Annotated in this window: 31 protein-coding genes, 1 other RNA gene and 1 pseudogene; 22 read left to right on the top strand and 11 right to left on the bottom strand. The window is 64.4% G+C overall.

Annotation, left to right across the window (positions count from 1 at the left end):
* The first annotated feature begins 114 nt into the window (after positions 1-114).
* The 3 genes from ACK4TE_RS07420 to ACK4TE_RS07430 are packed head-to-tail and all read left to right on the top strand — an operon-like array spanning position 115 to position 2,895.
* Positions 115-1,104, top strand: coding sequence for a calcium/sodium antiporter (locus ACK4TE_RS07420; protein WP_409910862.1), 990 nt, complete (start codon positions 115-117; stop codon positions 1,102-1,104).
* On the top strand, positions 1,101-1,853 hold the full coding sequence (locus ACK4TE_RS07425; RefSeq protein ID WP_409910863.1) for an SDR family oxidoreductase: 753 nt from the start codon (positions 1,101-1,103) through the stop codon (positions 1,851-1,853). The genes ACK4TE_RS07420 and ACK4TE_RS07425 overlap by 4 nt, the downstream gene beginning before the upstream one ends.
* A 7-nt stretch (positions 1,854-1,860) precedes the next feature.
* The gene (locus ACK4TE_RS07430) at positions 1,861-2,895 is read left to right on the top strand and encodes a threonine aldolase family protein (RefSeq protein WP_409910864.1); all 1,035 of its coding nucleotides are present in this window, start codon (positions 1,861-1,863) and stop codon (positions 2,893-2,895) included.
* A gap of 17 nt (positions 2,896-2,912) precedes the next feature.
* On the opposite strand, the gene rnpB is transcribed toward ACK4TE_RS07430, so the two are convergent.
* Positions 2,913-3,291, bottom strand: an RNA gene (rnpB, locus tag ACK4TE_RS07435) — RNase P RNA component class A.
* 417 nt (positions 3,292-3,708) lie between these two features.
* Here rnpB and ACK4TE_RS07440 point away from each other — a divergent pair.
* Together ACK4TE_RS07440 and ACK4TE_RS07445 are read left to right on the top strand one after the other, a co-directional pair.
* Positions 3,709-4,125, top strand: a complete 417-nt coding sequence (locus ACK4TE_RS07440) for a hypothetical protein (protein WP_409910865.1) — start codon at positions 3,709-3,711, stop codon at positions 4,123-4,125.
* 212 nt (positions 4,126-4,337) lie between these two features.
* Positions 4,338-5,198, top strand: coding sequence for a YhjD/YihY/BrkB family envelope integrity protein (locus ACK4TE_RS07445; protein ID WP_409910866.1), 861 nt, complete (start codon positions 4,338-4,340; stop codon positions 5,196-5,198).
* Here the strand turns inward: ACK4TE_RS07445 and ACK4TE_RS07450 are convergent.
* The 3 genes from ACK4TE_RS07450 to ACK4TE_RS07460 are packed head-to-tail and all read right to left on the bottom strand — an operon-like array spanning position 5,165 to position 7,709.
* Positions 5,165-5,890: an N-acetylmuramoyl-L-alanine amidase gene (locus ACK4TE_RS07450; RefSeq protein ID WP_409910867.1), complete on the bottom strand. Its 726-nt coding sequence runs from the start codon at positions 5,888-5,890 to the stop codon at positions 5,165-5,167. The genes ACK4TE_RS07445 and ACK4TE_RS07450 overlap by 34 nt on opposite strands.
* Complete coding sequence (locus tag ACK4TE_RS07455; protein ID WP_409910868.1) at positions 5,890-6,792, bottom strand: DMT family transporter; 903 nt, start codon at positions 6,790-6,792, stop codon at positions 5,890-5,892. The genes ACK4TE_RS07450 and ACK4TE_RS07455 overlap by 1 nt, the downstream gene beginning before the upstream one ends.
* 50 nt (positions 6,793-6,842) lie before the next feature.
* Positions 6,843-7,709: an MBL fold metallo-hydrolase gene (locus ACK4TE_RS07460; RefSeq protein ID WP_409910869.1), complete on the bottom strand. Its 867-nt coding sequence runs from the start codon at positions 7,707-7,709 to the stop codon at positions 6,843-6,845.
* A 75-nt stretch (positions 7,710-7,784) separates the two neighbouring features.
* Between ACK4TE_RS07460 and ACK4TE_RS07465 the strand changes: the two genes are divergently transcribed.
* The 7 genes from ACK4TE_RS07465 to ACK4TE_RS07495 all read left to right on the top strand — a co-directional run bounded on the left by ACK4TE_RS07465 (position 7,785) and on the right by ACK4TE_RS07495 (position 12,178).
* Positions 7,785-8,099 carry an ArsR/SmtB family transcription factor gene (locus ACK4TE_RS07465; protein ID WP_409910870.1) on the top strand — a complete coding sequence of 105 codons (315 nt, stop codon included), beginning with the start codon at positions 7,785-7,787 and terminating at the stop codon, positions 8,097-8,099.
* 3 nt (positions 8,100-8,102) lie between these two features.
* Positions 8,103-8,633, top strand: a complete 531-nt coding sequence (locus ACK4TE_RS07470; RefSeq protein ID WP_409910871.1) for a rhodanese family protein — start codon at positions 8,103-8,105, stop codon at positions 8,631-8,633.
* Position 8,634: 1 nt separating this feature from the next.
* On the top strand, positions 8,635-9,432 hold the full coding sequence (locus ACK4TE_RS07475; protein ID WP_409910872.1) for a sulfite exporter TauE/SafE family protein: 798 nt from the start codon (positions 8,635-8,637) through the stop codon (positions 9,430-9,432).
* Positions 9,433-9,545: 113 nt separating this feature from the next.
* Complete coding sequence (locus ACK4TE_RS07480) at positions 9,546-10,268, top strand: hypothetical protein (protein WP_409910873.1); 723 nt, start codon at positions 9,546-9,548, stop codon at positions 10,266-10,268.
* Positions 10,265-10,891 carry a class I SAM-dependent methyltransferase gene (locus ACK4TE_RS07485; RefSeq protein WP_409910874.1) on the top strand — a complete coding sequence of 209 codons (627 nt, stop codon included), beginning with the start codon at positions 10,265-10,267 and terminating at the stop codon, positions 10,889-10,891. Before ACK4TE_RS07480 ends, ACK4TE_RS07485 begins: the two co-directional genes overlap by 4 nt.
* Positions 10,888-11,718, top strand: a complete 831-nt coding sequence (locus ACK4TE_RS07490; protein ID WP_409910875.1) for a heme-dependent oxidative N-demethylase family protein — start codon at positions 10,888-10,890, stop codon at positions 11,716-11,718. The genes ACK4TE_RS07485 and ACK4TE_RS07490 overlap by 4 nt, the downstream gene beginning before the upstream one ends.
* Positions 11,719-11,740: 22 nt before the next feature.
* Positions 11,741-12,178 carry an EVE domain-containing protein gene (locus tag ACK4TE_RS07495; RefSeq protein WP_409910876.1) on the top strand — a complete coding sequence of 146 codons (438 nt, stop codon included), beginning with the start codon at positions 11,741-11,743 and terminating at the stop codon, positions 12,176-12,178.
* An 8-nt stretch (positions 12,179-12,186) separates the two neighbouring features.
* Here the strand turns inward: ACK4TE_RS07495 and ACK4TE_RS07500 are convergent, their stop codons facing one another.
* Together ACK4TE_RS07500 and ACK4TE_RS07505 are read right to left on the bottom strand one after the other, a co-directional pair.
* Entirely contained in the window at positions 12,187-12,627 is a 441-nt protein-coding gene (locus ACK4TE_RS07500; RefSeq protein WP_409910877.1) for a hypothetical protein, read from the bottom strand.
* Positions 12,628-12,687: 60 nt separating this feature from the next.
* The gene (locus ACK4TE_RS07505) at positions 12,688-13,218 is read right to left on the bottom strand and encodes a D-glycero-alpha-D-manno-heptose-1,7-bisphosphate 7-phosphatase (protein ID WP_409910878.1); all 531 of its coding nucleotides are present in this window, start codon (positions 13,216-13,218) and stop codon (positions 12,688-12,690) included.
* A gap of 146 nt (positions 13,219-13,364) precedes the next feature.
* Here ACK4TE_RS07505 and ACK4TE_RS07510 point away from each other — a divergent pair, with 146 nt between their 5' ends.
* Together ACK4TE_RS07510 and ACK4TE_RS07515 are read left to right on the top strand one after the other, a co-directional pair.
* Complete coding sequence (locus ACK4TE_RS07510) at positions 13,365-13,637, top strand: hypothetical protein (protein WP_409910879.1); 273 nt, start codon at positions 13,365-13,367, stop codon at positions 13,635-13,637.
* Positions 13,638-13,796: 159 nt separating this feature from the next.
* Positions 13,797-15,893 (top strand): putative bifunctional diguanylate cyclase/phosphodiesterase, encoded by a 2,097-nt coding sequence (locus ACK4TE_RS07515; protein WP_409910880.1) that lies wholly within the window; start codon positions 13,797-13,799, stop codon positions 15,891-15,893.
* Positions 15,894-15,967: 74 nt separating this feature from the next.
* Here ACK4TE_RS07515 and ACK4TE_RS07520 read toward each other — a convergent pair whose 3' ends face one another.
* The gene (locus ACK4TE_RS07520) at positions 15,968-17,287 is read right to left on the bottom strand and encodes an MFS transporter (protein WP_409910881.1); all 1,320 of its coding nucleotides are present in this window, start codon (positions 17,285-17,287) and stop codon (positions 15,968-15,970) included.
* Between the two features lie 123 nt (positions 17,288-17,410).
* On the opposite strand from ACK4TE_RS07520, the gene ACK4TE_RS07525 reads away from it, so the two are divergent.
* Genes ACK4TE_RS07525 through ACK4TE_RS07535 form a run of 3 tightly spaced genes read left to right on the top strand, consistent with a single transcriptional unit; the run spans position 17,411 to position 18,942 of the window.
* A complete protein-coding gene (locus tag ACK4TE_RS07525; RefSeq protein ID WP_409910882.1) occupies positions 17,411-18,022 on the top strand; it encodes a GNAT family N-acetyltransferase in 612 nt (203 codons plus the stop codon).
* A gap of 35 nt (positions 18,023-18,057) precedes the next feature.
* Complete coding sequence (locus tag ACK4TE_RS07530) at positions 18,058-18,318, top strand: CBU_0592 family membrane protein (RefSeq protein WP_409910883.1); 261 nt, start codon at positions 18,058-18,060, stop codon at positions 18,316-18,318.
* A 39-nt stretch (positions 18,319-18,357) separates the two neighbouring features.
* On the top strand, positions 18,358-18,942 hold the full coding sequence (locus ACK4TE_RS07535) for a uridine kinase (RefSeq protein ID WP_409910884.1): 585 nt from the start codon (positions 18,358-18,360) through the stop codon (positions 18,940-18,942).
* Positions 18,943-18,949: 7 nt separating this feature from the next.
* Here the strand turns inward: ACK4TE_RS07535 and ACK4TE_RS07540 are convergent, their stop codons facing one another.
* Together ACK4TE_RS07540 and ACK4TE_RS07545 are read right to left on the bottom strand one after the other, a co-directional pair.
* A complete protein-coding gene (locus tag ACK4TE_RS07540; RefSeq protein WP_409910885.1) occupies positions 18,950-19,714 on the bottom strand; it encodes a crotonase/enoyl-CoA hydratase family protein in 765 nt (254 codons plus the stop codon).
* Between the two features lie 4 nt (positions 19,715-19,718).
* Positions 19,719-20,900 (bottom strand): vWA domain-containing protein, encoded by a 1,182-nt coding sequence (locus ACK4TE_RS07545; protein WP_409910886.1) that lies wholly within the window; start codon positions 20,898-20,900, stop codon positions 19,719-19,721.
* Positions 20,901-21,026: 126 nt separating this feature from the next.
* On the opposite strand from ACK4TE_RS07545, the gene ACK4TE_RS07550 reads away from it, so the two are divergent.
* Both ACK4TE_RS07550 and ACK4TE_RS07555 read left to right on the top strand, forming a co-directional pair.
* Positions 21,027-21,776 (top strand): hypothetical protein, encoded by a 750-nt coding sequence (locus ACK4TE_RS07550; protein WP_409910887.1) that lies wholly within the window; start codon positions 21,027-21,029, stop codon positions 21,774-21,776.
* A gap of 44 nt (positions 21,777-21,820) precedes the next feature.
* The gene (locus tag ACK4TE_RS07555) at positions 21,821-22,573 is read left to right on the top strand and encodes a DUF2270 domain-containing protein (protein ID WP_409910888.1); all 753 of its coding nucleotides are present in this window, start codon (positions 21,821-21,823) and stop codon (positions 22,571-22,573) included.
* 31 nt (positions 22,574-22,604) lie between these two features.
* Here ACK4TE_RS07555 and ACK4TE_RS07560 read toward each other — a convergent pair whose 3' ends face one another.
* Positions 22,605-23,486 carry an AAA family ATPase gene (locus ACK4TE_RS07560; protein WP_409910889.1) on the bottom strand — a complete coding sequence of 294 codons (882 nt, stop codon included), beginning with the start codon at positions 23,484-23,486 and terminating at the stop codon, positions 22,605-22,607.
* A gap of 396 nt (positions 23,487-23,882) precedes the next feature.
* Between ACK4TE_RS07560 and ACK4TE_RS07565 the strand changes: the two genes are divergently transcribed.
* From ACK4TE_RS07565 to ACK4TE_RS07575, 3 genes are read left to right on the top strand one after another with little or no spacing between them, the layout of a single operon-like run.
* Entirely contained in the window at positions 23,883-24,263 is a 381-nt protein-coding gene (locus tag ACK4TE_RS07565) for a flagellar biosynthesis repressor FlbT (protein WP_409910890.1), read from the top strand.
* Between the two features lie 17 nt (positions 24,264-24,280).
* A complete protein-coding gene (locus ACK4TE_RS07570; protein WP_409910891.1) occupies positions 24,281-24,577 on the top strand; it encodes a hypothetical protein in 297 nt (98 codons plus the stop codon).
* Between the two features lie 12 nt (positions 24,578-24,589).
* Entirely contained in the window at positions 24,590-25,240 is a 651-nt protein-coding gene (locus tag ACK4TE_RS07575; protein WP_409910892.1) for a MarC family protein, read from the top strand.
* On the opposite strand, the pseudogene ACK4TE_RS07580 reads toward ACK4TE_RS07575, so the two are convergent.
* Positions 25,237-25,716 (bottom strand): annotated as a pseudogene (locus tag ACK4TE_RS07580) (hypothetical protein); the annotation flags it as partial. The gene ACK4TE_RS07575 and the pseudogene ACK4TE_RS07580 overlap by 4 nt on opposite strands.

The following is a 25,716-nucleotide window of genomic DNA, read 5'->3' on the forward strand; positions in this document are numbered from 1 at the left end:
ACACCACCATGATCCATCCTTCGCTCATCGCCATTGCCGCCACCGTGCTTGTGTTCGGCATCCTGAACCTCATCGAGTTCAAACGCCTCGACTAGTCTTTCCGGGGCAGACCTCATGCCGGATCCTGTCCTGATTGCATCACTGGTTGGCGGGCTCCTGCTGCTGTTCCTCGGCGGCGACCTGCTCGTGCGCGGCGCCGTGCGAACCGGCCGGGCCATGGGCGCCTCGCCCCTCATCGCCGGCATTTTCATCGTCGCCCTCGGCACCTCGCTGCCGGAGATTATCGTCTCCGTGAACGCCGCCTTCACCGGCAGTCCCGGCCTTGCGGTCGGCAACATTGTCGGCTCCAGCATCGCTAACATCTTCTTCGTGCTGGCGGTTCCGGCCCTGATCTTCCCGTTCGCCGCCGGCGGGCCGGGCAGGGGCCGCGCCCTCTTCGCCATGCTGCTCGCCACCGCGCTGTGGATCGGCATGACCGCGATCATGCCGCTCACCCCGCTGATGGGCTTCTGCTTCCTCCTCGTGCTGATCGGCTATACCGGCCTCAGCCTGTTCTCTGCCGCCCGCGCCGAGGCTGCCGGTGAGCCGACCGGCGTGCGCGAACATGGCGGCTCCGGCCCGCCGCTCTGGCGGGCGCTGATCTACGTTCCGCTCGGCACAGCGGCCCTCGTCTACGCCTCCGAACTGGTCGTCACCGGCGCGGACGGCGTCGCGCGCAGCCTGCGCATCCCGGAAGAATATATCGGCCTCACCCTGCTCGCCGTCGGCACCTCGCTGCCGGAACTCGGCGCCTCCATCGCCGCTGCCTTCCGCCAGCGCGGCGACGTGCTGGTCGGCAACATCCTCGGCTCCAACACGATCAACATCCTCGGCGCGGGCGGCCTCATCGCCTTCGCCGGCCCGATCGAGCTGGCGCGTCTCTTCCATGCCTATGACCATTGGGTGATGGGTCTCTCGGCGCTCGTCATCGCCATCCTCATCCTCACCCGCGCCCGCATCGGCCGGCTCACCGCGCTGCTGCTACTGCTGCTCTACGCCGCCTATATCTACGGCCTCGTCAATGGCGTCAGCCTGCTTGGCCTCTACCAGGTCATCCGCGGATGATGCCCGGGGGCGCGCTCGTCACCGGCGCTGGTGCACGCCTTGGGCGCGCGATGGCCGAAGCCCTCGGCGCAGACGGCTGGGCCGTCGCGGTCCATTATCGCGGCTCGAAGACCGGCGCGGAAGAAACCGCCGCCACCATCCGCAAGTCCGGCGCCCGCGCTGAACTTCTCGCTGCCGATCTTGCAGACGAAGCCGCCCGTGCGCATCTTGTCGCGGACGCCGCCCGCCTCCTTGGCCGCCCGGTCACACTGCTCGTCAACTCCGCCTCCACCTTCGCCGATGATACGGCCACGGATCATTCCCGCGCCGACTGGGACCATCATATGGAGCCCAACCTGCGCGCGCCGATCCATCTTGCCCAGCAATTTGCAAAAGAGCTGCCCGCCGGCGCGAAAGGCCTTGTGGTCAACATCATCGACCAGCGCGTCTGGAAGCTCACCCCGCAATTCTTCACCTACACGCTGTCCAAGGCCGCGCTCTGGCAGGCGACCCAGACCCTCGCCCAGGCGCTTGCTCCGCATATCCGCGTCAATGCCATCGGCCCCGGCCCTACGCTGCAGAGCATCCATCAGTCCCCGGAAGAATTTGCTGCCGAGCAGGCCGCCACGCTGACCGGGGAAGGGGCAAGCCCCGAAGAGATCGTCCGCGCCCTGCGCTACCTCATCTCCGCCACCAGCGTCACCGGCCAGATGATTGCCGTCGATGGCGGCCAGCACCTGATGTGGCAGACCCCCGACACCCAGCTGTGATCTCCTGATGAACTTCTCTTCCGACACGTCCGCCCCGGCCCATCCTGCCGTCCTCGAAGCGCTGCTGAAGGCGAACACCGGCGCCGCCTCCAGCTACGGCGCCGACAAGGTCACCCAGCGTCTACGCGCCCGGCTTGCAGAGGTTTTCGAGACTGACGAGTTCGACTTCTGGCTCGTCGCCTCCGGCACAGCTGCCAACGCGCTCGCGCTCGCCTGTTTCTGCCCGCCCACCAGTTCCATCATCTGCCACCGCGAAGCGCACATCCAGATGGACGAGCGCGGCGCCCCGGAATTCTTCACCGGCGGCGGCAAGCTCCACCTGATGGACGGCGAAGGCGCAAAGATCGACTTTGATCCGCTCAAGGATTATCTCGACGAATTCGATCCCCGCAACGTGCACGCCACGCCGCCTGCCGTCCTGTCGCTGACCAATCTCACCGAATGCGGCCGCGCCTACACGCCCGCCGAAATCGCCCGGCTTGCCCAGCGCGCAAAATATGCCAGCCTCGCGGTGCATCTCGACGGCGCCCGCCTCGGCAACGCCCTCGTGCATACCGGCGCCACGCCCGCCGAGATGACCTGGAAAGCCGGCGTCGACGTGCTCACCCTCGGCCTCACCAAGACCGGCGCCATCGGCTGCGAGATCATTCTCCTGTTCGGCGGGGCGAAATCGAAGGGCAGGGAGTTGCAGGCCCGCGCGAAGCGCGCCGGCCATATGCCCGCCAAGATGCGCTTCCTCGCTGCGCAGGCTGAAGCCATGCTGACGGATGGCCTCTGGCTCAAACTCGCCGCCCATGCCAACGCCATGGCACAGAAAGCCGCCGCCGCCTTCATCGAGGATGGCCACGATCTCGCCTGGCCGGTCGAAGGCAACGAAATCTTCGTCACGCTTGACGAGCAGGCCTTCAACGACCTGCAGGAAGACGGCGCCCAGTTCTATGAATGGCCGGGTGGTTCCCACCGCTTCGTCTGTTCCTGGGCCACCACCCAGAAGGACATCGACGACCTCACCGCGTCCCTCAGCCGTCCGATGCGGCGCTGAACTGCGGCGGGATAAATAGGACCAGAAGGCCAATAAGCCGGGTTCTGTTCGCCCCTTTCGGGGTCTGGCAGCCATTCCTCTGGGACACTCATTGCTGAGTGCCTCACGCGACACACCCGGGGCACGGGCATAAGACGGCCCATATGTGCCCCCTACTTGGTCTTGCTCCGGGCGGGGTTTGCCGTGCCGGTCCTGTTGCCAGTCCCGCGGTGGGCTCTTACCCCACCCTTTCACCCTTACCCTCCTTCGCCGAAGCTCCGGAGGGCGGTTTGCTTTCTGTGGCACTTTCCCTCGGCTCGCGCCGGGCGGCCGTTAGCCGTCGCCCTGTCTTCCTGGAGCCCGGACTTTCCTCCAGCATGGGGTTACCCCCATACCAGCGGCTGCCCGGCCTTCTGGTCCTGCGCGCCATATAGCCCCTCCCACCCCCCGGCGAAAGGGCAGGGCGGAGAAACCTGTAAAAAGCTGGAATCGCCTGTAACGGTCGGCAAGCCCGTAGGGTGCATTAAGGCCAAAGGCCGCAATGCACCGCCCCAAACCCCACCTTTCCCTTCCTTCGTCACCCTCGATGGCCGCAGGCCATCTGAGGGCCCATCTCCTGTCCCATCCCCGTCGCATAGCGGTGAGAGCACAGGAGCTGGGCCCTCAGACCGTCTGCGACGGTCGAGGGTGACGATGGAATGGAGAGGTCAAAATCAGGGACTTACGCATCAGCAGATCAGGCCAAACGCCAAAAATCCCCATACGGATCAACGCCCGGAAAGAAAAATCAGAAAACTTGCGCTACACCCCCACCACCGGGGTTACACTCCGCGCATGACCCCGATGCGTGCCCTCCGAGCCAACCCGCACTTCGCGCACCTTTTCGAGCGCGTTCACCCGCTCTGCTGGCCCATCCTCTGGTGGAGCCTCAACCGCCTGCTCGACTGGTACGAAAGCTCGGGCTACGAGGAAGTGCTCTACGAAACCAACTGTTGGGGCTTCATCCGCATCGCCTATTGCGGCGACCGGAAACCCGATCCCTCAGCCTGCAGACCATATGTTCTTGAACGGCCACGCTGGGATGACGCCTGCTGGGCAACCAACGTGCCCGTATGCATCCTCACTACCACAACGCTAAGGCTCGATCCCAATCCTCCCATGCGTAGCGGGGGAGGTGGCGGCCTGCGAAGCCTTCGGCGTAGCAGGCAGACGGAGGGGGCCTCTGCCCTCACCCCGCACAACACCTCCTAGATAAATCCGCGCATCCCCGCGAAGGCGGGGATCTCAGGCCGCTCTCGTGCCTGACCCGGTCCCCGCCTTCGCGGGGATAACCGGGGAAAATGGAAAGCTCAGTTCAAGCCAACCGGCCGGGAACCCCCGCGTCCGGGCGCACCCGCATGCGTCCACCTTAACACACCGCCCATTTGCCTTCGCCCCGCATCATGCCAAGCTCTGCGATGATGATGGATTGGCGCAGCGACCTTCTTCTTCCCGCCCGGCGCGCGGTGATCCGGCTCTTCCGGCCGGACGTGCGTATCGTGACCGGCGGCATTGCCTTCTACGCCCTGTTCTCGATCTTCCCGCTGATCTACCTGACGCTCACCCTGCTGACCGTCTTCCTGCCGCCCGACCTTGCCAAACAGCTCGCCACACCGATCAGCAATTTCTTCAGCCAGAACGTTGAACCGCTCACCGGGGGCGAAGTCGAGACCATCCGCGAGATGACCCCCGCCGGGCTCAGCCTGCGCGCCATCGGCGCCCTCATCCTTGTTCTGATCACGGCCACCTCCGGCGCCAAGGCCGCAATCACCGGTATCCGCATGATCGCCGGCACCGAAGGACGCACCCGCTTCGCGCGCTTCCAGGGTGTCTCGCTGCTGCTTACGGGCGCGCTTGTGCTGATGGTCTGGCTGCTTGGCGCCTTGCAGCTGACGGTGACGATCGTCTCCTCGAACACCGGCGACGAGCTTGGCCGGTTTGCCGGCACGATCGCCACGCTTGCCGATTCGCTCTGGATCTCGAAAGCCATAGCCGGTTTTGCGATCTTCTACCTGATCCTCGTGCTCAGCCTGCGCGGCCAGATACAGCGCGGCACGCGCGCCATCGCGGCCGGCGCGGCGGCGGGAACAGTGGCCTTCATCTTCGTCACCTTCCTGTTCCAGCTCTACCTGAATTATTCCGTACTCGGAACGCTTTACGGCGCGCTCGCCTCGCTCATCCTCGGTTTCGTCTGGCTGTCGGCTTCTGTCATGTCCCTGCTGCTCGGCGCCGCGCTTGCCACCGAATGGGCTCAGGCCTGGGGCGAAGAGGGCGCCGACGCGTAGAGCGCCGCAATCTGAGACAGCCGCCGCAAGGTCCGCGCATCCGCCATCCCCGTGATCGCATCCGGCAGCCAGCGCCGCTGGAAGGCCCGGATCGCGGCGGGCACATCGGCGATGTCATAGCCGATCGCGGCGAGTTGCCGGTTCACGCCGCCCGGATCGCCGCCCATCCAGACGCAGCCTGCGCCTGCTTCTTCTGCAGGCCAGAAGCCAAGCCCCGCCTCTGCCAGCCGGGGCCAGGGGAAATGCTCGCCCGGATCAATCTTGCGTTGCGGCGCGATATCCGAATGGCCAACGATGCGCGATTGCGGAATGCCGTGATGCGCCACGATCTCGCGCGAAAGCGCGATCACCGCCGCAATCTGCGCGTCCGGAAACGGCGGCAGCCCGCCGCCGGGCAGGGGAAAGTCATGCCCGCCATTGACGATCTCGATGCCGACAGAACGGGAGTTGAGATCGCTGTCGCCCTGCCAGCTGGACACGCCCGCATGCCAGGCCCGCCGGTTCTCCGGCACCAGCCGCGTGATGCGCCCGTCTTCCCAGACAAGGTAATGCGCCGAAACTTTCGCCTCCGCATCGATCAGCCGCCGGAGCGCCGCCTCACCGGACTCCATGCCCGTATAATGCAGCACCAGCATGTCCACGGCGAACTTTCGCTCGTCATGGTTGGGGCTCGGCACGTCCTCGATCTGCATCACGAATCTCCGGTCGCCATCTTCTTCGCCAGCGGCGCGTCTGGCAGCACGGTATTCGGCCTGATCGCAATGAGGAAGACCCCGGCCAGCGAGATCGCCCCGCCGATCACCAGTTTCCAGGTGAAGGGCTCGTTCAGAAGCGTCACACCGAACAGCACGCCCCAGAGCGGCGTCATCAGGGTCAGCGGCGAGAGCAGCGAGACATCGTATTTCTTGACCAGCACATAGAAGGCCGAGTGCGCAAAGATCGACACGCCGAGAATGGCGAACAGGCTCGACAGCCACACTTCCCAGCCGCCGTGGATATAGCTCTCCACCTGTCCGGTCTCGAACAGGAAGGAGAAGGCAAACAGCGGCGCGAAGCTGAACAGCCCGACCCAGGCCTGCAGGTTCAGCGCCTTCATCGGCGGCATGCGTTTCATGATGATCCCGCCCACCGATCCGAGGAACGCCGCGATCACGATCAGCAGGAGGCCGAAGGAAAGGCTGAATGAGTCCGGATCAAACGCGATCACCACGACGCCCGCAAAGGCGAGCGCGATTCCCATGCCCCGCCGCCAGCGGATTTTCTCGCCGAGGAAAGCCATGCTCAGCAGCGTCGAAATCGGCACGCCGAGCTGGCCGGTCACCGCGGCGGCGGAGACTTCGGCATTGGCAAGGCCGATGAACAGGAGCGCAAAGTTCAGGCAGCCGATCAGCATCGCGATCAGGAACAGCGTGAACAGGTTCGGTGGCACGGGCCGCAGGAACGGGATCAGGAAGGCCGCCACGCCGAGGAAACGCACCGCTGCAAAGAACAGCGGCGGCACCTCGTGATCGGCAACGACCCAGCGGGTCATCACCAGGTTCACGCCCCAGAAGAAGCAGCACAGGACCAGAAGGCCGAAATCACGCGCAGACATGATTTCGGCCCTATCAGGCTTTCACTGCGCTTGGCAGGGGGGACGCGGGGTTATCCCTTCCCCAACCGGTTCACCGGTATGCGCAGGTAGACCTGCCCGTCCGATTCCGGCGGAGGAAGGGCGCCGGCGCGGATGTTGACCTGCAGCGAGGGCAGGATCAGGCGGGGCGCGGCCAGCGTCTTGTCGCGGGCTTCGCGCATGGCGACAAACTCTTCTTCGCTGACACCGTCATGCATGTGGATGTTCTTCGCGCGCTGCTCGGCAACGGTTGTTTCCCAGCGGATTTCCGTACGCCCTTCCGGCAGGTAGTCGTGACCGACGAGGATGCGAGTCTGCGGCGGCAGGGCGAGAATCTTCCGGATCGAGCGATAGAGTGCGCGTGCATCGCCGCCGGGAAAATCGGTCCGCGCGGTGCCATAGTCCGGCATGAACAGCGTGTCGCCGACGAAGGCCATGTCATCGATCAGATAAGTGACACAGGCGGCGGTATGCCCTGGCGTGTGCATCACGGTGATCTTCGTATTGCCGAGGGGGATCGACCCGCCATCGTCCAGCAGCACGTCGAACACTTTCCCGTCGGGGTGGTCCTCCACGGGGCCGAAGACCGGCAGGAAGGTCTTCTGGATCTGTGTGATGCCGGACCCGATCACGATCTTGCCGCCGGTCTCCCGGCGCAGGTAATCGGCCGCCGACAGGTGATCGGCATGGGCGTGGGTATCGAGGATCCAGGTGATCTTCAGGCCCTGCTCGCGCGCGAAAGCGAGCACGTCATCGGCCGACCGGCTGGTCAGCCGAGCCGGCGCGGGGTCGAAATCGAGCACGGGGTCGATGATCGCCGCATCGCGGGTTTCCGGGTCCCAGACGAGATAGGTGACGGTGTTGGTTGCGCCGTCAAAGAAGGCTTTGAGGTCGGCCATGGGGCAAGCTCCTGTTGTTGCTGACGATCATATATTAGCACTTGCTAAATTAGCAAGACCTAATATATAGGGTCCATGAAACAGATGATCCTTGACCCCGCCCAGTTCCGCGACCGTGCCGGTGAGGCTGCAAAGCTTCTCAAGGCCATGGCCAGTGAGCACCGCCTGATGATCCTCTGCCGCCTCGGCGGCGGGGAGCTGACGGTGAGCGACCTTCTCGCCGGAACAACCCTGTCGCAGTCCGCGCTGTCCCAGCACCTCGCTGTGCTGCGCGAAGACGGCCTCGTGGCCACACGCCGGGAAGGACAAAGCATCATCTACCGGATTGCGGACCCCGCTGCCGTCCGCGTGATTGAAACACTGGCAGACATCTTCTGCCCTGAGGAGTGAATGATGAGTACACTGACGAAAATCGACGCCGCGAGCGTTGAGGCCGGCTTGAAATCCGGCCGCTACCACCTGATCGATATCCGCGAGCCGGACGAGTACGCCCGCGAGCACATTCCGGGCGCCGTGTCGTTTCCCCTGTCGCGCGCCGCTGCGGCGGATGTGAAGCTGGAAGCGGGCCGCACGGCCGTGTTCCATTGCAAATCCGGTATGCGAACGGAGACAAACTGCGCGATGCTGGCCGAAAGGGTGGAGGGTGAGGCGCTCATTCTCGAAGGCGGCATCGAGGCCTGGAAAAAAGCCGGCCTGCCGGTCACGGCGAATGCCAAAGCACCCCTGCCGATGAACCGCCAGGTGCAGATCACGGCGGGCCTCCTGGTGCTGACAGGTGCTGTTGTGGGTACGTTCGTGCACCCGGCAGGCTACGCGCTCTCGGGCTTTGTCGGCGCGGGCCTTACTTTTGCGGGCATTTCCGGCTGGTGCGGCATGGCGAATGTGCTGGCCCTGATGCCCTGGAACCGGGTGAAAGCGGCCTGACATGATCGAGATCACGCTCCCCGTCATCGTCGCGGCGCTCGCCAGCGGGGCCGTGATCGGCCTCTTCCTCGGATTGTTCGGGGGCGGAGGATCCGTGCTTGCCGTGCCGCTGCTGCTCTATGCGGTGGGCGTCACTGATCCGCACCTTGCGATCGGCACGTCGGCGGCGGCCGTCGCCGCGATTGCCCTCGTGAACCTGCGCGGCCATAGCCGCGAAGGCCGCGTGAAGTGGCCTTGTGCGATGATGTTTGCGGGCGCGGGTATCGTCGGTTCCCTGATCGGGTCCTGGCTGGCGCTACGGGTTCCGGGTGACTGGCTGCTTTTTGCCTTTGCCTTCGCAATGGCGGCCATCGGCCTGTCTATGCTCCGTCCTGCGGCGGGGCAGGGCAATCCCGACATCCACATCACGCGGCAGATGATGACGCGCCTGGTGCCGCTTGGCTTGCTGACCGGACTCGCGGCCGGCTTCTTCGGCATCGGCGGCGGTTTCCTGATCGTGCCCGGCCTGATGCTGGCGACCGGCATGACGCTGTCGCATGCGGCAGCCTCCTCGCTGGTCTCGGTCGCCGTGTTCGGCTCGGCCACCGCGCTTAATTACGGCCTGCACGGCGAGGTCGACCTGCGCCTCACCAGCCTCCTGCTGCTCGGCGGTGCCATCGGCGGCCTGATCGGTATCCGGCTCGCCCGGATACTCGCGCCCCGCGTCCGCCTTGCCCGCATCGGCTTTGCTGTCCTGATTGTAACGGTTGCCGCCTATGTCGGGTGGAAAGCCGCCGCCGCGCTCGGATGGACGGGTTGAACGATGCGCAGTCACATCTGCGAAAGGTTGCTAAAATCTGTGAAAGAGGGCTGATATAGGCGGCAGGTGGGTAAACCGGCGGCCGGCACGGCACGCTGCATGGGAGAGGTCTGATGAGCCTGATCTGGTGGGTACTGCCGTCGATTTCCGGCGTTCTTGGCCTCATCCTGCTGTTTGCGGGATTCGGCAAGCTGGCTGGCCTCAAGCCCTTCGCCGGCGTCGCGCGCCTGGCCTTCGGATCGGGTTTCCTCGGTCTTGCCGGCGTGATCGCCTTTGCCGGCCTGAATATCCAGACCTACAAACGCCTTACCTATGAGCGCCCGGTAGCGACCGTGAAATTCACCGCCGTTTCAGACCAGGAAAACGCCTACCGCGCGGATGTGGTTTTCTCCGACGGCCAGACTTTCCTGCAGGCCGATGGCACGGCGCCCGTGTTCCGCGGCAACGAGTGGCAGATCGGCGCCAAGGTCATCAAGTTCAAACCGATGGCGAACATCCTCGGCTATGATTCGATTTACCGGCTGGAGCATATGCGCTCGCTGGACGCCCACCAGTTCTCGTCCGACGCGGTGACCGAAGGCAAGATCGACGGCATTAAGATCGTGCCGACCGAGCCCGGCATCGACATCAGCGACCTTGCCGCGAAATACGGCTCGCGCTTCGGCATCGACGCGGAATATGGCTCGGCCACCTACCAGCCGATGGGCGATGGATACGAGTTCGAAATCTCGATCACGCAGGACGCGCTGATTGCCCGCCCGACACCCGGGACACGGGAGAAAATTCAGGAACAGTCCTATCCGGGCTTCAAGCCGATCGGCGGATCGAAGAAATGAATCCTTGGGAGCGCTATGTCGTTCCGAACCTGATCGCCTGCGCCTGCTCGACGCGGCCGATCATGAAACAGCGCGCGAAAGTTGTTCCGCAGGCGGACGGTGTCGTGCTGGAACTCGGCTGCGGGTCGGGCACCAATTTCGCGATGTATGATGCCGCCCGGGTCGAGAAGCTCTATGCGCTCGAGCCTGCGCCCGGCATGATGGTGAAGGCAAAGCGCACCGCTGGCGAACTGGGCATCGGCAAGAGCATCGATTTCCTCGAGACCGGCGCCGAGGCCATCCCGCTTCCGGACAAGTCAGTCGACACCGCCGTCATCACATTCGTCCTGTGCACGATTCCCGATTGGAAAAGCGCGCTTGCCGAAACGCGGCGCGTGCTGAAGCCCGGCGGAAAAATCCTGTTCTCCGAACACGGCCTTGCCCCGGATGAGGGCGTGGCGAAATGGCAGCGCCGGATCGAGCCTGTCTGGAAGCCGCTCGCGGGCGGGTGCCATCTGACGCGCGACACCTGCGCCATGCTGCGCGAGGGCGGGTTTGAGCCAGAGAATGCCGAGACGATGTACCTGCCGAACACGCCGAAGATCGCCGGCTATGTCAGCTGGGGCGCGGCGCGCCTCGTGTGACACTGGTGCGGCGCCCGCCTTACCTGCTGTTCCTGAACGGTCCCCTGAGCCTTGCGCCGGGGCTCAGGCCGATTGATCCGGACACCTGGCTCGCGCCGGATACAGAGGCGCATGTGCTGGAGGAAAAGCGCCTGTTGATGCGCACGCGCCGCCCGGATGTGCTGGCGCTGGACCTCGCGGAACGCGAACTCGCGCCGGTGGCAGAACTGGTTCTGGGCGGGCAGGCGCCGGCGGCGGGCCGGTGGCTGTCGGTCCTTGAAGCGGCTGCGGCCACGGTGTCGGATGACATCTGTGTACTGATGAGGGACGCGGACGGCGTGTGGCGCCTGCGGGCGGCCAGCCTCTGCGCGCCGACTTTCTGGCGCCTGTCCGAGAAGATCGGTGAGCCGCTTTCCGGCCTGCACCATCCGGTTCCCGGCGCGAACCCCGGTATGGTGGGCCGCATCCACCGGATGTTCGATGCGCTTCGCCCGGGCCAGGTGCTCGAGCGTTTCAACTGGACAGTCCAGCCGGGCCCGGACCGCTTCACGCCGGACCAGGCGCCATTCAAGGCGAAAGCGGCAGAGCTGCCGGAGGAGGGCGCGCTGGAGGCGCTCTGGTTCCGGGTCGAGCGCCAGACCATCCGCAAGACGCAAAGCGGCGCGATGATTTTCACCATCCGCGTTGCCATCGATCCCCTGCGCGCGGCGCTGCCGGATGCAGCCCATGCCGAAGCCTTCCGCGTCGCCTGGGACGGGATCGATCCGGGTCTCGCAGACTATAAGGGCTGGCCGCATTATCAGCGCCTCGTCCGCGCGGCGCTGGCCGAGGCGGGAATCAGCGGCTAAAGCGGGGGCAGGAGGGCCGTTGATGCAATACTGGCTAGTGAAATCCGAACCCGATGCCTGGAGCTGGGACCAGCAGGTCGCCAAGGGCGCGGCCGGCGAGATATGGTCCGGCGTACGCAACTATACCGCCCGCAACAACATGCGCGCGATGAAGCTTGGCGACCGCGTGTTCTTCTATCACTCGAACGAGGGGCTGGCGGTGGTTGGCGTCTGCGAGGTGGCGGAACTGTCGAAGCCTGATCCGACCACGGATGATGTGCGCTGGGATTGCGTCACCCTACGTGCGCTAGCGCCCGTGCCAAAGCCGGTGACGCTGAAGGACATCAAGGCGAATCCGAAGCTTGCGGAGATGAGCCTCGTAACCTCCTTCCGTCTTTCCGTGCAGCCGGTGACGGCTGCGGAATGGAAAGAGGTGTGCCGCATGGGCGGGCTCGATCCGAAAACGCTTAAGGCGGTATAGCTGCTTCGTTACTCAGTAGTCTGACAGGGGCCATCAAAGAGGAAGCCCGTATCGATATAGGCGGGCACCACGCGCCCGTCCTGGGTCTGATAATTTGCCTCGGCCCATACTGCCAGATCGTCGATGCTGCCACCGATGCGGATCTTGCCTTCGCGTACCGGACCATCGCGACAGGCATAGACGAGATCAATCATTTCGCCATCGCGCGCCTGACTTGTGATTTCGCAAGATGCTCCGCGAGCGGCCATAGCAAGAAAATCCGCAGGCGTGCGGCGTTCCCATTTTGTGGCGCAGAACTCGGACTCGTTCTCCTCTACATATTCTCCGTCCAGCATAAGGGTCTCGAACACCAACCACCGGCCCGGCTGCAACTCGAACGCCATCCTGTCCGTGCCGGTAAATGCGGTGAGCAGGAGGAATGCAGCAAGAGCGGTTGCAGGTCTTAGCATAGTAGTCTCCGGATTATGCCGTGTGCAGAGGAGCACATTCAAATGGCTGTTGTCACCCTTTCAACCCCGATTGCCGTCCTCGAATCCCGCGAGCGTCCATTCGGCGAAGCTCGCAAGGTTGCCGCCGGTGAAGAGGAAGCCGGCGATGCCGGCCGCGCGGGCGGCTTCCATGTCGGCGTCCTTGTCGCCGATCATGAAGCTCTGCTCGCGCCGCACGGGAAAATCCGACATGGCACGCAGCAGCATGCCGGGCTTAGGCTTGCGGTCGAAACTGTCGCGCCGGTAGTGGGGGTTCTCACCCTCTTCATGATAGGGGCAGTAATAGATCCGGTCGATCCGGGCGCCCTGCTCGGCGAGGCGCGCCTGCATCCAGTCGTGCAGGGCGTGCATGTCGTCTTCGCTATAGTAATTGCGGGCGATTCCGGACTGGTTGGTGACAACGAACACATACCAGCCACGCCGGTTGAAATTGGCTATGGCTTCGGCGGCGCCCTCGATCCATTCGAAATCCTCGATGCGGCTGACATAGCCCTTGTCGGCGTTGATGACGCCGTCGCGGTCCAGGAACAGGGCGGGTTTCAGGGAGGCCATGCCCCCTCTTGGCGTAACCCGGCGCCGCCCGCAATCCTCGCCGCACTGGCGAAGGCGATGGACCGCCGCCTGCCCTTGCGCCACCCTCCGCCGCGTGAAGGGCAGGCACAGGCCCTCACGGGAGGCAACCAGGGAGGAACCACACCATGGAACAATACATCCCGCTGCTCGTCAGCGCGCTCGGCGGCACCGTACTCGGGCCGGTCGTCTCCCGCCTCGTGGGCGGCAGCGGCACCGGCGGCGTGCTGGGCGGCATCATCGGCGGCGTCGCCGCGCATTACGGCGCGAACGCAGCCGGCATCGGACCCCTGCTCGGGGACACGGCGCTGATGAACCATATCCAGAGCTTCCTGGAAGGCGGCATCGGCGGCGGCATCCTGGCGGCGATTGCCGGTTTTGTGATGAAGAAAAAGGGCTGAGGCTCCATTACGGCAAGCTGCAGGCCGGACGACAGGATCCGGCCTGCGCACCGCCAGACATGAATCCGGCTTTAAGTATCTCGTCTGCGATACAATAGAAAAATAACCTGCTCGTAACCCTGACTTGCGATGCCGCCCTGCAATAAGAAACGCAGGAGAATGGTGGTGAAAGTGTGGGCCCTTCAGGCAAGATCGAGCAGCATGAATGGCCATGCCGGCATTGAAGCAGACACAAGCGGCAGCGTCTTCGATCACCATATCTGGCACCATGATATCGGCCTCGTCATCCTCGCCGCGCTGATCTGCCTTGCCGGCAGCTGGGTGACGCTGAAACTGTTCGCGCGCGCGGCGGGCGTCAGCGGCCTGCAACAGATTGGCTGGCAGATCCTGACGGCAGTCGCGGCCGGCTCATCGATCTGGTGCACACACTTCATCGCCATGCTCGGCTTCGATCCCGGCGTTCCTTTTTCATTTGATCCCATACTGACGATTGTCTCGCTGATCGTGGCCGTGCTCGGCGCGGTTGCGGGCTTCTCCCTGGCTACCAGCCGCATTGTACGTTTCGCGCCCGTGCTTGGAGGCGGGTTCGTAGGGCTCGCCATTGCGGCCATGCACTATACCGGGATGATGGGCTATGGGGTGCAGGGTATCGTGACGTGGAGCGTGCCCTTCCTGGTGCTCTCGATTGCCTTTTCCGTGATCTTCTCGGCAGTCGCCATTCATCTGGCCATGACGGCGCGCGATGTTCGCCAGCAATGGATGGCCATCGGCACGCTGGTCGTGTCGATTGTCCTGCTACACTTCACCGGCATGGTCGCGTTCGAAGTCGAGCAGATCGGCGTTACGCTGATCGAACCGATGCATGAAGCGGTTCAGGCTCTGGCACTGGCGATTGCCTGCGTTGGCCTGCTGATCATCGGGGCAGGGGTGTCGAGCTATGTGATCGACGAGAGCGTGCGTACGGACTCCTATGAGCAGCTGCGCAAGATGGCGATCACCGACAGCCTGACCGGTCTGCCGAACCGCGTTAGCTTCAATGGGCGCCTCGATCACGAGTTTGATGCCGCGCGTGCCGGCAGCCAGAAGGTGGCGATGATCTGTATCGATCTCGACCGGTTCAAGGAAATCAACGACCTGCGCGGACATGCGGCGGGCGATGAAGTGCTGCGCACCTTGTCTGCGCGCATGAGCGCGATGCTGAAGGAAGGCGAGTTTGTCGCGCGCCTTGGCGGTGACGAGTTTGCGGCGGTCAAGCGCATGCATTCGGCGGGTGATCTTACGGGCTTCCTCAACCGTCTTGAAGCGGCACTCACCGGACCAATCCGGATGGAAGAGTATGAAGTTGTGCCCGGCGGCAGCATCGGCGTGGCGATCTATCCGGATGACGCATCCGACAAGATTTCGCTGATCAGCAATGCAGACCTCGCAATGTATCGCTCCAAGGCATCGCTGACCAAGGCCGTGGCCTTTTACGATTCTTCGATGGATGAGATGGTCCGGACCCGGAGGGCGCTCGCCAACGACCTGCGCATGGCCCTCGACAGCGACGATCTGGATGTTCACTTCCAGGTCCAGAAATCTGTCGCGACAGGCGAGATCCGCGGTTATGAAGCGCTGGTGCGCTGGCAGCATCCCGAGCGGGGAAATATCTCGCCGTCGGAGTTCATTCCGGTGGCGGAGGAAAACGGCCTCATCCTGCGCCTTGGCGAATGGGTGCTGCGCCATGCCTGCGCCAAGGCGGCTAGCTGGGACCCGCCCTACAAGGTGGCGGTGAATGTTTCGCCGATGCAGTTTGCGCATACGGATCTGCCGAAAATGATCCTCGAAATCCTGATCGAGACGGGCCTGCCGGCCAGCCGCCTCGAACTGGAGCTGACCGAGACGACGATCTTTGCAGACAAGGAACGCTCGCTCCACATCCTGCGTCAGATCAAGGCGATGGGCGTGACGATTGCGCTGGACGATTTCGGCACCGGCTATTCCTCCCTTGAGACGCTGCGCAGCTTTCCGTTCGACAAGATCAAGCTCGACCGGTCCTTTGTCGAACAGGTGGAGCGCAGCGAACAGACCGCAGCGATGGTGCGCGCGGTTCTGGCGCTGGGCCGCAGCCTAAAGATCCCGGTTCTGGCAGAAGGCATCGAGAATCCGCAGCAGCTGTCCGTGCTGTCAGTGGAGGGGTGCGACGAGGTTCAGGGCTTCCTGCTCGGCCGCCCGATGCCGCTGGCGCGGATTGTCGATACCGGCCAGCTCGCCTGAAGCCTGCTCCGGAGGCAATCCTTCCGTCTGCGGAGCGTGTGCGGGTGCATGAGCCTGCCGCGGCGAAAGCTGTATCAGGCTGAAAGGCTGGCGACGCTTTCGCGGTTCGCGCGGATACCGATCACGAACGGGATCATGGCGAGCAGCGCGATGAAGGCGGCGAGCAGGAAGGCGGCGCCGGCGAAATGCACCGGTGCGCCCGGAACTGTGAAGGTGGAGAAGACCTGTGTCATCAGCACCGGGCTGAAGATCAGGGTGAACGCCATGATCGAGGATTGAGCGCCCTGCAGTTCGCCCTGCGCGTTCATGGGCGTGAGATTGGCCGTGATCGTGTTGATCGCCGGCATGACGACGCCGCCGGCTGCGGAAACGGCGATCATCGCGAGGGCGATCCAAGGATGGATGGCGAAGGCGAAGCCGATCATCGCGACAACGTGCACGCTGAGGCCGAACATCGCCGCGCGCATGGCGCCGAGACGGCGGATGAGCCAGCCGGCAAGCACGGCCTGGGACAGGGCCGAGCCGATGCCGACCGCTCCGAGGGATAGGCCAATCTCCCATTCCGACCAGCCATAGCGCGAGGCGCCGTGATAGTTCCATGTGGTCGGATAGACGGCATGGGCGATCTGAAAAACGCCGATGGTGACGATGAACCAGGCGACGCGCGGCAGTTTCGAGAAATGCTTCACGGCGCCGAAGGGGTTAGCACGGGCGAGGCTGAATTCCCGGCGATTCTCGTGCGCGAGGCTCTCGGGCAGCACAAAATAGCCGTACAGGAAGTTGAGGCCCGCAAAGCCGGCAGCGACAAAGAAGGGCAGGCGGGTGTGGATCTCGCCGAGCAGGCCGCCAAGGACGGGGCCGAGGATAAAGCCGAAGCCGAACGCGGCGCCAAGCATGCCGAAGGCGCGGCCCCGGTCCGCCGGCGCCGTGACATCGGCCACATAGGCATTGGCGACCGAAACGGTGCCGGAGAATACGCCGGCCAGAGCCCGACCGAGGAAGAGGATGCCGAGTGTCGGCGCAAGGCCGAGGATCAACATGTCCACGCCGAGCATGGCGATGGAGATGAGAAGGATGGGACGGCGGCCGAACCGGTCCGACAGGCCGCCGAGCAGCGGCATGGCAAGGAAGTTGGCGACGGCGAAGACCATGGCGAGCCAGCCATTGGCCTTGATGGCGATTTCGATCGGCTGGTCTGTCAGTTCCGCCAGCAGGGCTGGCATGATCGGCATGATGATGCCGAAGGACAGCATGTTTATGGCCACCGCCACAACCACGAACAGGAAGGCATTCTTTCCGGGCGGACGCGGGGGAGGGGGTGTCATCCAGTACCAATGGTTGGAGTGCGGGGCGGCGTCAATCGGAAGTCTGGACTGGGGGGGCCAGCCCGGCATTTATATTCTCATTCCTGAAATATTTCAGCAAAATGGAAATTAACGAGTCAAGCCTGCCGCGCTTCCGGGCTATCCGGCGCCGGGCTCTTGAGTTCCTCTGCGTCAGCAGGCGGATAATCAGTCATGGCCGGAGACATTCCCCTCACCCGCAACCCGGCGTCGCCGGAACAGGCCGAAGCGATCCGCACAGCGGTGCGCTCGGCGACGCGCCTCGGCGACTCGCGTCTTGCCCGGCCGGAGGATGCGCCCGCCTTGTTCGCGCTCCTGTCCGATCCGGCCGTGCACGCACCGATCTACACCCTGCCGCGCCCGTTGACCGAGACAAGCGTTGCCGCCTTCATCGAGACACACATCGCCGAGCGCGAGACCGGCATCGGCCTCCTGTTCGTGCGCGCGGGCGAGGATGGGCGCATCATGGGCTATTCGGATGTGCAGGTCTGGCCGCACTGGGCGGCGGGAGAGCTGGCAGGCGCGCTGCATCCCTCGCTGCACCGGCAGGGCAGCGGCGCGCGCGGCGCGGCAGCGAGCTTTGCCTGGATGTTCGAGGCGCTGCGGCTGGACTTGCTGTGCGAAACGGCGGCTCTGGATAATGTTGCAACGCAGCGCCTTCTCGACGGTCTCGGCTTCCGGCGCCTCGGCGAAGTGAGGAGCGAGCGGCCGGACGGTACGACGCGGGCCAGCCTGGTCTGGGAGATGACGCGTGCCGAATGGGCCGCGCGGCACGGCTTTGGCTGATTGCGCCGGGGCCCGCGCCGGGCTAGGGCGCGCACATGACACCGACACTTTTCCTCATTGAAGCGGCCGGTTGGATCGGGGCGAGCCTCATCCTTGGCGCCTATATCCTGCTCTCGGCCGGCAAGCTAAAGGGTGACAGCCCTGTGTACCAGTGGATGAACGTGATCGGCGCGGCCGGGTTCATCCTCAACAGCGGCTATCACGGCGCGATCCCCTCCGTGGCGATCAATGTGCTGTGGATCGGCATCGGCGGCTTTGCGCTGTGGCGGATTTATAAAGGCGCGAAGCCGGTATAATATCCTCCGTATAACGGCATGGCCGGAGGGAGGGACGGGATGGCGCATCGCTTCATGGATCCTGCACCGCTGGCCGAGTTGCTCGCCGCGAGAGCTGAGGGGCTGGATCGTCCGTTCACGGTGGCGCTCGACGGGCGCAGTGCAGCGGGCAAGACAACCCTGGCCGCTGTACTTGCAGACATCCTGGGCGCTGCCGTTATTGAAGGCGATGATTTCTATGCAGGCGGCACTGAGGTGCGCTCGGAGAGACCGGCAGACCTCGTCGCGGCCTGCATCGACTGGCCGCAGCAGCGCGCCGTGCTGGAGGCCTTGCGTGCGGGCGAGCAGGCTGCCTGGCATGCGTTCGACTGGGACGTGTTTGACGGGCGCTCGTGCGCCGCGCTCACCGTACTGGCGCCAAAGCCCATCGTGATCCTGGAGGGCGTCTATTCGGCCCGGCCTGAATTGTCCGACCTGATTGATCTTGCAGTGTTTGTGCGTGCGGACGAGGGCGTACGCGAAGCGCGTCTGATCGCGCGCGAAGGCCAGATCGGCCCGTGGGAGCGCCAGTGGCATGCGGCGGAAGACTATTATTTCGAGTTCGTCCGCCCGCTGACAAGCTTCGATGCGTTGATCGACGTGTGACCCGACTTCAGAACTTCCCGTGACGGCCCTGGCCTCGGGAAAAGCGCTCTGCGCCGTCGCGCGCGCTGCCCGCTTTCAGCACGTCGAGGCCGCCTGCGAATTCCGCGGCGAGCGCATCTTCTTCGGAGAGGCTCCATTGGCGGATCGCTGATGTGCGGTCTATCCGCATGCAGAGCTGCGGAAAGGCGGCAATATCTTCGGCGAGTTTCAGGGCGCGCGGCAGGGCGGTTTCGTCCGGGGTCAGATAGTTGGCGAGGCCGATGGCGTGGGCCTCCTCGGGGGCGACTTCGCGGCCGGTGAGGATCAGGTCCATGGCGCGGGAAGCGCCGATGAGGCGCGGCAGGCGCACCGTGCCGCCGTCGATCAGCGGCACACCGAAGCGGCGGCAGAAGACGCCGAAGCGGGCGGAGGGCGAGGCGACGCGCAGGTCGCACCAGAGGGCGAGTTCCAGTCCTCCGGCCACGGCATATCCGTCCACGGCGGCGATAACGGGCTTGGAGAGTTGCAGGCGCGTCGGCCCCATCGGGCCAAGGTCGCCGCCGGTGACTGTGGGATTGCCCTTGCCGGTCGCGACGGCTTTCAGGTCGGCGCCCGCACAGAAGTTTCCGCCCGCGCCGGTGAGGATGGCGACGCTGGCGGTCTCGTCGGCATCGAACGCCTTGAAGGCCTCATACAGGGCGAGGGCGGTGTCATGGTCGACAGCGTTGCGCGCCTGCGGGCGGTTGATCGTGATGATGCGGACGGGGCCGTTGGAAGCGGTCAGGATGGACATGACCCTAGCGGCTCAGTTCCTTCATCGCCTCGTCCAGACCGCCCAGCGTCATTTCGAACATGCGGTGGGGGCCGATCAGTTCACGGATGAGTTTGATCGAGCCGGTATATTCCCAGGCGCCTTCCTTGGTCGGGTTCAGCCAGACGAGGTGGGGATAGCGCTCGACAAAGCGCTGGATCCAGAGGCCGCCCGGCTCCTCGTTCCAGTGTTCGACCGAGCCACCGGCATAGGTAATCTCGTAGGGGCTCATCGTGGCGTCGCCGACGACGATGACTTTGTACTCCGACGGATACTTGTTCAGCACGTCCCAGGTCGGGATGCGGTTGTTCATGCGCCGGCGGTTGTCCTTCCACAGGCCCTCATAGGGGCAGTTGTGGAAGTAGTAGTATTCGAGATTCTTGATCTCGGATTTCGCTGCGGAGAACAGCTCCTCCATGATCCGCACATGCGGGTCCATCGAGCCGCCGACATCCAAGAGCAGCAGCACGGAAACCGTGTTGCGTTTCTCGGCGCGCATCTCGATGTCGAGATAGCCCTTGCGGGCGGTGTTGCGGATCGTCTGGTCGAGGTCGAGTTCATCCTGAGCGCCCTTGCGGGCCCATTTGCGCAGGCGCTTCATCGCCACCTTGATATTCCGTGTACCGAGTTCGACCTTGTCGTCGTAATTCTTGAACTCGCGCTTGTCCCACACTTTCACGGCGCGGCGGTGGCGGGATTTTTCCTGCCCGATGCGCACGCCTTCTGGGTTGTAGCCATTGGCGCCGAAGGGCGAGGTGCCGCCCGTGCCGATCATCTTGTTGCCGCCCTCGTGGCGCTTCTTCTGCTCCTCGAGACGCTTCTTCAGCGTCTCCATCAGCTTCTCGAAGCCGCCCATCGCCTCGATCTCGGCCATCTCTTCGGGCGTGAGGAATTTCTCCGTCATCTTGCGCAGCCATTCCTCGGGCAGGTCTTTCACGTTCACCGCATCGGCGAGCGTGTCGAGGCCCTTGAACACATGGGAGAAGACGCGGTCGAACTTGTCGATATTGCGCTCGTCCTTCACGAGGCTGGCGCGGGCGAGATAGTAGAACTCCTCGACCTCCATATCGATCACCTGCTTGTCCATGGCTTCCATGAGCATCAGGTATTCCTTCAGCGTCACCGGCACCTTGGCTTCGCGCAGCTCGTTGAAGAAATTGAGGAACATCGCCGGTCCATCCGTACTGTTTCGGAATGGAAGATAATCGCGGTTGAGGCCGGTGTCCAAGCTGACGCTGGGAAAAGAGGCCGGTCATCCTGTATTCATGGGCTTTCGGCTAGTCAGGCGGCCATGATGCGGGCGGGTTTGCTCTTCTTTCTGGCGGGATTGCTGGCGGCTTTGCCGGCCACGGCGCAGCCGTGCCCGGCGGGTAAGGGCGAGGCGGCCTGCATGCTGGAAGCGGCCTGGCAGGCGGCGCAGGCGCTGCCGGAAGGCAAGCGGGACAACCTGCGCGCCGCCTTCGTCCAGCCCGTCAACTATCTCGCCGGCATCGAAAACCGAGCGGTCTGGGCTGACCGCCTGCGCAATGTGAAACTCGAGCCCGCCAGCGGCGACTATGCCCGCGCGCAGGCCGAAGCGGCGATCGCGGCGCATGGCTGGCAGGGTTTCCTCCAACGCGCCCGCGACGGCGCCGCCCCGCTGCACATGGGCCGGCCGGAAATCATGGCAGCGGCCGTGGACCTCGCGCCGGATGCGGGCGAACGCAAGAAGCTGATCGACCTGATGGTGCAGCTCGCCGGGGCCTCTGACAGACGGAAGGTTTCAGGCATTCCGCTGGATTCCTTCGAACGCGCCGATTTTGGCCATGTGCTGGCCGAGCGCGCGATGCGGGACTGCGACCTTGCGGCCTTCGACCGCGCGGCTACGCTCACCACCGCGCCGGACGCACTGCGCTACCGCCTCTGGCGCGCGCGCATCACGGGCAGCGCCGGCGGCCTCGCCGATACGATCCGCGACGGCGATGGCAGCAAGGATACCCGCCATGTGCGCCAGGCGCTGGAGGGCTACGGCGCGATCCTCTCGCTCGGATATTGTGCGCGGTAGGCGTCAGGTCTTTCCGTACGTCCATCTTTGAGTCATAGCGGGATATGGACACGCTCGACGAAACCGAAGCGGATCACACGCTCATTCCGGCAGAAGGCATTTGCGGGCCTGCCGAGGTTACCGCGCTGTCGCACCTCTACCGCGCCGAAGTCTACCGCTCGACCGTGTGGCGCCAGCGCCTCGACCAGACGACCAACTGGGCCGTGATCTCGACCGGCATCGGCCTCTCCGTGGCGTTTGCGAACGAGCGCGCCTCGCCCTTTCCGATCGTGCTGGTCGGCATGCTTTGCGTCGTGTTCCTGATGCTGGAAGCGCGCCGTTACAGGTTTTTCTATGTCTGGCGGTTTCGCGCGCGGGTTCTGGAGATTGCCTTCATGGTGCCGATCCTGCGCGGGGAGGGATCGAAGATCCGTCTCGACCGGGGCACGGCGCTGTCCGACGATTACATCAAGCCCGCTTACCGCATCTCGATGATCCGCTGCATCGGGCGCAGGTTGCGGCGCAACTACGGCTATATCTTCGCCATTCTCGGCGCGGCGTATTTTGCCAAGATCGCGATCCATCCGGTGGATGTCACCTCGTGGGAACACCTGTTCCGGCGCGCGCATATCGGGCCGATCCCGGGCTGGTTCGCCATCCTGTGCGGTCTCGTCTTCCACGCGGGATGGATCGGTATTGCCTGGAAGACCTGGTGGGACGAGCGCACCGACAAGACCAAGATGGCCGATTTCCTCAAGAGCCGCGAAGACCTGAACTACGCCCACGCCGCCAGCGGGCATGATGCGGCGTTGGGGTAGCGCGTCGGCGGGATTACATCCCGCCCTGCGTTCACCCCGCAGGCCCCCGGCGCCCGCCGCTTGATCCGCCGCCTTCGCTACGGCGGGAGAGGAAGGCGAGCCGCTCGAACAAAGCCACGTCCTGTTCGTTCTTCAGCAGTGCGCCGTGCAGTGGCGGCGTCAGGCGGTCGGGATCCTTCTCGCGCATGGTCTCGAGGTCGATGTCCTCGTTCATCAGCAGCTTCAGCCAGTCGAGCAGCTCTGACGTCGACGGCTTCTTCTTCACGCCCGGCAGTTCGCGCATGGAATAGAAGGTGGAGAGCGCGTCGCCGACGAGCTTCTTCTTGATGCCGGGGAAGTGGACATCGATGATGGCGCGCATCGTCGGCTCGTCCGGGAACTTGATGAAGTGGAAGAAGCAGCGGCGCAGGAAGGCGTCCGGCAGTTCTTTTTCGTTGTTCGAGGTGATGATGACGATCGGGCGCTGTTTCGCTTTCACCGTCTCGTTGGTCTCGTAGACATAGAACTCCATCCGGTCGAGTTCCTGCAGGAGGTCGTTCGGGAATTCGATGTCGGCCTTGTCGATCTCGTCGATCAGCAGGACGGGGCGCTTCTTGGAGGTGAAGGCCTCCCACAGCTTGCCTTTCTTGATGTAATTCTTCACGTCCTTGGCACGCTCTTCGCCCATCTGGCCGTCGCGCAGGCGGGAAACCGCGTCATATTCGTAGAGGCCCTGCGCCGCCTTGGTGGTGGACTTGATGTGCCACTCGATCAGCTCGAGCCCGAGAGACTTGGCAACCTCGATGGCCAGCACCGTCTTGCCGGTGCCTGGCTCGCCCTTGATCAGCAGCGGGCGCTCCAGCGAGATGGCCGCATTGACCGCAACCCGCAGGTCATCGGTCGCCACATAGTCCTTCGTGCCCTCGAAACGCATGAACCGTTATCCCTCTGTAATCTCCGGTCAGCACCATAAGGCGGGCCCCGTGCCGGGCAAGCGCTGACCTGAAGGAAAGCGCTGCAGTGCAACAGCGAATTTACTTTAGGGAAGGCCCGGTTGGTGGTATACAGATTATGCCATGCGCGACGCCACAGAGGCTCAAGCTTCAGACACGCGCCGTGCCGCTCCTGGATGAGACGGCTGACTGCCGCAGCGCCCCCGAACGGTGCAGGACTTATGATCCAATGCCCTCCTGAGACGGGCGCATGGTGCCTCCCGCCGACCCTGAAAAGCCGCGCAATCTGCTCCGCCTGTGGCGGTTAACTCCCGGCAATCAAGCGTTAACGCCTGTGTGCGAGCTTGGCACAGTCCGCAGGACGAGGTTTGCGCAGTATGCCACTCAAACTATCCCTCAAGCCCGGCGAAACTTTCGTTGTGAACGGCGCTGTCGTCCGCAACGGTGACCGGCGCGGCGTGCTCCTCTTGGAGACGCAGGCCCGCGTGCTGCGCGAGAAGGATATCCTGAAGCCCTCCGAAGCCGCGACACCCGCTGGCCGGGCCTATTTCGCCGTAATGCAGATGTACCTGCTCGGCGAAGTCGACGGGCCACTCTATTCCCAGACCGCAGACGCGCTGGCCGGCCTCATCGCCCAGCAGCCGGACCTGCGCGAGGATGTGCTGGCGATTTCAGCCGATGTCGTGGCCGGCGACCTCTACCGCGCGCTGACGCGCTGCCGGAAGCTGATGCCGCAAGCCGTGGGCGAGGCCCTGTGATGGCGGAAGGCAGCTCCTTGCGCGCCCGGACCCCGCTGGATACGGCCCCGGCGGTCAGCATCGATGAAGCAATCCGCCGCCTCGAAGCCGGGCAAGGGGAGGGCCTGCGGGTCGATCTCGGCGGCGGGCGCTATGCCACCGCGGATACCCCGCGCGGCGCCGACGGCCTGCTGCAGCGCCTGCGCGGCCACAAACTGCTGACGGTGCTGGCCGAAGGCGGCGCGGACCTGTCGCGCCTGAAGCCGCCCTCGACGGAAGTGACCGTTGCCCCCGAGGTGCGGGAAATCCTCGACGCAGCCACGCGCAAGATGTAACGCGGCGCCGTCATGACGCCCGAACTCATTTCTCTCTTCACCGCCGCGTTCGTCACTTTCTTCGTGCTCATCGATGCACCGGGGGTGGCGCCGATCTTTGCCACGCTGACCGCGAACGGCTCGCCCGCCTGGCGCCGGAAGATGGCGATCAAGTCGGTGTTCGTGGCGACGATCATCATGCTGCTCTTCGCTTTCGGCGGCGCCTGGCTGCTGGATGCGATGCACATCTCCATCGACGCGTTCCGCGCCGCCGGCGGCGTGCTCCTGTTCATGATCGCGCTCGACATGGTGTTCGAGAAACGCACCGAACGGCGCGAGCACCGGGCGGAGGAATTTCAGGAACGCCACCGCGATGATCCGGATCCGGATGATATCTCGGTGTTCCCGATGGGCATTCCGATGATCGCCGGGCCGGGCTCGATCGCCACCGCGATGTTCTACATGACCGAAGCGCAGAGCTACATGCATCAGGCGGTGGTCCTGGCCGCCATCGGCGCGAACCTCCTGATTACGCTGGTTATCTTCCTGCTGGCAGGCCCGCTTGTGCGGTTCATGGGCGCCAGCGTTGCTGGCGCGCTGACGCGCATACTCGGTGTGATCCTCGCCGCACTTTCGGCCCAGCTCGTGATCGACGGCATCCGCGGCGCGTTCAATATCGGCTAGGCAGGCTCCAGGCCCTGCGGTTCCGCTTTCGGCGGCGGCCGGCGGAAATAGATCCGCCAGGTCGACAGCGCGACCCAGAACAGCAGCATCCCGGCGGCCGTCAGGCTCATGATGTCCAGCGCCATGTTCGTGCTCCAGCGCACGCCCGCATCGGCCACCCGCAGCGCCTCATGGCCGCGTTCCTCGACCAGAACCACGGCCTTCATGCCGCCGGCCTCGGCCAGCATGCGGGTGCGTTTGAGATCGGTGCCGTCCCTGACATAGGACATCAGCGTCAGTGTGGCGGACGGGCTCGTCAGCATGGCGATCCGGTCGAACAGCTGCAGCTCGCTCTCGAGCCGGGCGAGGCCTGAAGGGTCGATGGTATCCTCGAACGCATCGCGCACCATCAGGCCGCGTGTCTCGGTTGTTGCCGTTGTCTGCAGCACGTCTTTCAGGGCCACTTCCAGCGCCTCGCGCGGAACGGCATCCGCGGT

This window comes from Hyphomonas sp. (genome assembly GCF_046313975.1).
GTDB lineage: Bacteria > Pseudomonadota > Alphaproteobacteria > Caulobacterales > Hyphomonadaceae > Hyphomonas.

Bases quoted from the DNA above. Each gene is read 5' to 3' on its own strand.
- ACK4TE_RS07445 (WP_409910866.1), top strand. From the start codon at position 4,338: ATGGATTGGCGCAGCGACCTTCTTCTTCCCGCCCGGCGCGCGGTGATC.
- ACK4TE_RS07485 (WP_409910874.1), top strand. From the start codon at position 10,265: ATGAATCCTTGGGAGCGCTATGTCGTTCCGAACCTGATCGCCTGCGCC.
- ACK4TE_RS07450 (WP_409910867.1), bottom strand. From the start codon at position 5,890: ATGCAGATCGAGGACGTGCCGAGCCCCAACCATGACGAGCGAAAGTTC.
- ACK4TE_RS07425 (WP_409910863.1), top strand. From the start codon at position 1,101: ATGATGCCCGGGGGCGCGCTCGTCACCGGCGCTGGTGCACGCCTTGGG.
- ACK4TE_RS07525 (WP_409910882.1), top strand. From the start codon at position 17,411: ATGGCCGGAGACATTCCCCTCACCCGCAACCCGGCGTCGCCGGAACAG.
- ACK4TE_RS07545 (WP_409910886.1), bottom strand. From the start codon at position 20,900: ATGTTCCTCAATTTCTTCAACGAGCTGCGCGAAGCCAAGGTGCCGGTG.
- ACK4TE_RS07470 (WP_409910871.1), top strand. From the start codon at position 8,103: ATGAGTACACTGACGAAAATCGACGCCGCGAGCGTTGAGGCCGGCTTG.
- ACK4TE_RS07455 (WP_409910868.1), bottom strand. From the start codon at position 6,792: ATGTCTGCGCGTGATTTCGGCCTTCTGGTCCTGTGCTGCTTCTTCTGG.
- ACK4TE_RS07465 (WP_409910870.1), top strand. From the start codon at position 7,785: ATGAAACAGATGATCCTTGACCCCGCCCAGTTCCGCGACCGTGCCGGT.
- ACK4TE_RS07540 (WP_409910885.1), bottom strand. From the start codon at position 19,714: ATGTCCATCCTGACCGCTTCCAACGGCCCCGTCCGCATCATCACGATC.
- ACK4TE_RS07575 (WP_409910892.1), top strand. From the start codon at position 24,590: ATGACGCCCGAACTCATTTCTCTCTTCACCGCCGCGTTCGTCACTTTC.
- ACK4TE_RS07505 (WP_409910878.1), bottom strand. From the start codon at position 13,218: ATGGCCTCCCTGAAACCCGCCCTGTTCCTGGACCGCGACGGCGTCATC.
- ACK4TE_RS07565 (WP_409910890.1), top strand. From the start codon at position 23,883: ATGCCACTCAAACTATCCCTCAAGCCCGGCGAAACTTTCGTTGTGAAC.
- ACK4TE_RS07555 (WP_409910888.1), top strand. From the start codon at position 21,821: ATGGACACGCTCGACGAAACCGAAGCGGATCACACGCTCATTCCGGCA.
- ACK4TE_RS07440 (WP_409910865.1), top strand. From the start codon at position 3,709: ATGACCCCGATGCGTGCCCTCCGAGCCAACCCGCACTTCGCGCACCTT.
- ACK4TE_RS07530 (WP_409910883.1), top strand. From the start codon at position 18,058: ATGACACCGACACTTTTCCTCATTGAAGCGGCCGGTTGGATCGGGGCG.
- ACK4TE_RS07535 (WP_409910884.1), top strand. From the start codon at position 18,358: ATGGCGCATCGCTTCATGGATCCTGCACCGCTGGCCGAGTTGCTCGCC.
- ACK4TE_RS07475 (WP_409910872.1), top strand. From the start codon at position 8,635: ATGATCGAGATCACGCTCCCCGTCATCGTCGCGGCGCTCGCCAGCGGG.
- ACK4TE_RS07560 (WP_409910889.1), bottom strand. From the start codon at position 23,486: ATGCGTTTCGAGGGCACGAAGGACTATGTGGCGACCGATGACCTGCGG.
- ACK4TE_RS07430 (WP_409910864.1), top strand. From the start codon at position 1,861: ATGAACTTCTCTTCCGACACGTCCGCCCCGGCCCATCCTGCCGTCCTC.
- ACK4TE_RS07510 (WP_409910879.1), top strand. From the start codon at position 13,365: ATGGAACAATACATCCCGCTGCTCGTCAGCGCGCTCGGCGGCACCGTA.
- ACK4TE_RS07500 (WP_409910877.1), bottom strand. From the start codon at position 12,627: ATGCTAAGACCTGCAACCGCTCTTGCTGCATTCCTCCTGCTCACCGCA.
- ACK4TE_RS07515 (WP_409910880.1), top strand. From the start codon at position 13,797: ATGGTGGTGAAAGTGTGGGCCCTTCAGGCAAGATCGAGCAGCATGAAT.
- ACK4TE_RS07460 (WP_409910869.1), bottom strand. From the start codon at position 7,709: ATGGCCGACCTCAAAGCCTTCTTTGACGGCGCAACCAACACCGTCACC.
- ACK4TE_RS07495 (WP_409910876.1), top strand. From the start codon at position 11,741: ATGCAATACTGGCTAGTGAAATCCGAACCCGATGCCTGGAGCTGGGAC.
- ACK4TE_RS07420 (WP_409910862.1), top strand. From the start codon at position 115: ATGCCGGATCCTGTCCTGATTGCATCACTGGTTGGCGGGCTCCTGCTG.
- ACK4TE_RS07480 (WP_409910873.1), top strand. From the start codon at position 9,546: ATGAGCCTGATCTGGTGGGTACTGCCGTCGATTTCCGGCGTTCTTGGC.
- ACK4TE_RS07520 (WP_409910881.1), bottom strand. From the start codon at position 17,287: ATGCCGGGCTGGCCCCCCCAGTCCAGACTTCCGATTGACGCCGCCCCG.
- ACK4TE_RS07550 (WP_409910887.1), top strand. From the start codon at position 21,027: ATGCGGGCGGGTTTGCTCTTCTTTCTGGCGGGATTGCTGGCGGCTTTG.